Genomic DNA, 2698 nt, shown 5'->3' with positions numbered 1-2698 from the left:
GAGTTACCTTGGTAGACGTATTTCCTATCTTTACTTATTTTAACATAGTTCGGTTTTTTCGCACCGACCTACTTATAATTTTTAGATTTTGCTAGAGCAATGCTTGAAAGCAGACACTCTCCAAATTCTAAGTCTATATACTTTCCGGCTGGCTTTTCCCGACATTTAATAGTGATAGCCTTAAAATCCGATGATGAAGTAATGAGGGACTCGTCAGGAGTAGAGGTTGGTTGAGGCGTAGTAGGGGCTACTGGAGTTCGATCGCTTTTCGCTGCGATCGCAGTAGGCTGTCCTATGCTTCCACTTATTCCCACTTTCGCGCTGATAAACTCTTTGAACTGATTAGCCCGTTCACTTCCTATAAATGATGCTACCTGTATTTCATCTTTTCCTGTAGATTCCCTAACCTTTTTAATAGCGTCCCGGCAAAAACTTGATTTGACTTGAGTTAACTTTTCCTCACTGTATTCCAGAAATACCGGATACAAACTTACCGGATAAACTTTCTGGTCATCTGGCAATTTATCACCGCAAGCATCAAGAGGAAATGAAACACTTTCAAACGGGTTGGGCGCTTGTGTAGAAGCAGTAGTGGGCGTCGGAGCTGGAGTAGGTGTAGGAACTTGATTTGAAACAGTATTAGGATTACTTGTATTCTCAAAGCCACTGCATCCAGATACCAAAACCAGCAGAATTACTGAAATTTTACCTACAACTGTAATATGGTTTTGGTATTTCATTTCACATAGGTGCTACACACTATACTAAATAATAATCTAACCAACCACAGCTTTTATCTGACACTCATCAGGATTTATGTTAGACTTACATCAGGAATTTTTACCCCACTCCCCTATGCCGCCAGCCGACGAGCAATTTACCGAAGCCGCGAACCACTGGGACTTAGAAAACCTCTACGCAGACCTGGCCTCGGCCAAGGGAAAACGCCTCACCCCAATGGAAAAACGACACCTTCGCGGTCTACTCTGCGGTTATAGTCCCTCTGAAATCGCAGAAAAGCTCCAAAAAACCCCCAAGGGAGTTGAAACTGACCTATGCGCTACCTTATATAAGTACGTTAAAAGTTTGGTGGGTAAAGGCATTGAAAAAATAGAAAACTGGAGAAATATTGCTGAATGGCTTGAGGATGCTGGATATAAAACTAAGCCACCTGCTAAATTCCCTATTCAAGACGGTGTATCTGAAAATAGTAAAGTTAATGTAACTAATATAAGTTTTGAGAACAATCAAATAACAATTGATGTTTTCCTACAAATAACTGTACCGCTACCTTCAGAATTGTCAATACAAAATCTAGACATCAACGATAACAACGCTAACTAAAATTTTGCCACAATTCAACTGATTGGTAGGGTGAAGCGACTAAAATCAGGAAGCGCGATCGCACCTTTACCCGATCGCGGGGGGCGATCGCACGCTGCATTTCTCAAATAAGGGCGATCGCGCTTCTATTGTGCTATGATTCGCTCGGAGCATCAGTGACTAAAAACAATAGCAAGAATTACCATTCAAATTCGCGACAAACTGGCTCAACGTCTAGAACCTCTGCAAAATCGCTTGCCAGAACTGCTTTGGCAACTTCTATAACTAACTAAAAAGCCCGCAACTCTTTGAGATTTTGGCGATCGATTATGACCATCAAAGAACAACTTCTCCAAACCATTGAAACACTGCCTGATGAGTTGCTAGCACAAACCCTGCAATTCGTCCAAACCCTTCAGCATCCCATTCACAAAACTCCAGGAATTTGTGGCGGTGCAGCGCGAATTCGCGATACCCGCATTCCCGTCTGGACGATTATCGCCTACCAACAACAGGGCGCAACTGAATCCGAACTTCTCTATAATTATCCAGGACTCACCCTTCAAGATTTGCAAGCGGTGACGAACTATTACGATCGCAACCGAGAAGAAATCGAGCTGTGGCTTGCTGAAAATGAGTGACCGCCAATGGTTGGGAGTTATTGAATTTGAGTTAGAATAGTGTGAGTAAAAGTTGAAGCGCAATTATGCCGAATATTTACATTATTGGTAGCCCTAACGGTTCAGGTAAAACTACAGTTTCCCTGAGATTGTTACCCAATTTTTTAGAATGTTTTGAATATGTCAATGCAGATGCGATCGCCGCCGGAATGTCCCAATTCAATCCAGAGTCAGTCGCCATCCTCGCAGGACGCTTAATGATACAAAGACTGCGGACTTTATCAGACTCAGGCACTGATTTCGCCTTCGAGACAACTTTAGCAGCTCGTAACTTTGCTCGATTCTTGAGAAACTGTAAAACTAAAGGCTACACAATCAACCTGATTTACTTCTGGTTACAATCTCCAGAAATCGCAATTGAACGGGTACAACAACGGGTGGAAAGTGGCGGAAATTCTATTCCAGAAGATGTCATCCGCAGGCGATACGATCGCGGACGCAGAAACTTAACTTCATTATATTTGCCATTGTGCGATCGCTGGATAGTCTATGATAATTCTAGAGATACTATCCGACTAATTGCTGAAGGTAGTGCAGAAGACGAAACCCTCATCTCTGACAGTGAAACTTGGAATCGCATTATAAATTAGTAAAATGACTGAAAAAAAACTTGTCAAATTAAGTAGGTCGGCGGGAAAATTTATAAGTATGTAACAAAACATTAAGTAGGACGGTCGGCTCTCAATTTAATGCGT

General features: G+C 42.1%; 4 protein-coding genes. 3 read left to right on the top strand and 1 reads right to left on the bottom strand.

What is annotated here, in order from left to right; translation table 11 throughout:
• Window positions 1-68: 68 nt before the first annotated feature.
• Window positions 69-740, bottom strand: a complete 672-nt coding sequence (locus QUA50_RS29110; RefSeq protein ID WP_333268764.1) for a hypothetical protein — start codon at window positions 738-740, stop codon at window positions 69-71.
• A gap of 76 nt (window positions 741-816) precedes the next feature.
• Between QUA50_RS29110 and QUA50_RS29105 the strand changes: the two genes are divergently transcribed.
• The 3 genes from QUA50_RS29105 (at window position 817) to QUA50_RS29095 (ending at window position 2593) form a co-directional block, all read left to right on the top strand.
• Window positions 817-1344, top strand: coding sequence for a helix-turn-helix domain-containing protein (locus QUA50_RS29105; RefSeq protein ID WP_333268765.1), 528 nt, complete (start codon window positions 817-819; stop codon window positions 1342-1344).
• A 308-nt stretch (window positions 1345-1652) separates the two neighbouring features.
• Window positions 1653-1964: a DUF433 domain-containing protein gene (locus tag QUA50_RS29100; RefSeq protein ID WP_333268767.1), complete on the top strand. Its 312-nt coding sequence runs from the start codon at window positions 1653-1655 to the stop codon at window positions 1962-1964.
• Window positions 1965-2029: 65 nt separating this feature from the next.
• Window positions 2030-2593 carry a zeta toxin family protein gene (locus QUA50_RS29095; RefSeq protein ID WP_333268769.1) on the top strand — a complete coding sequence of 188 codons (564 nt, stop codon included), beginning with the start codon at window positions 2030-2032 and terminating at the stop codon, window positions 2591-2593.
• Window positions 2594-2698: the final 105 nt, after the last annotated feature.

The sequence above is a fragment of the Microcoleus sp. M2_D5 genome (assembly GCF_036701935.1).
Classification (GTDB): domain Bacteria; phylum Cyanobacteriota; class Cyanobacteriia; order Cyanobacteriales; family Microcoleaceae; genus Microcoleus.
This window is presented reverse-complemented; position numbering and strand designations above follow the sequence as displayed.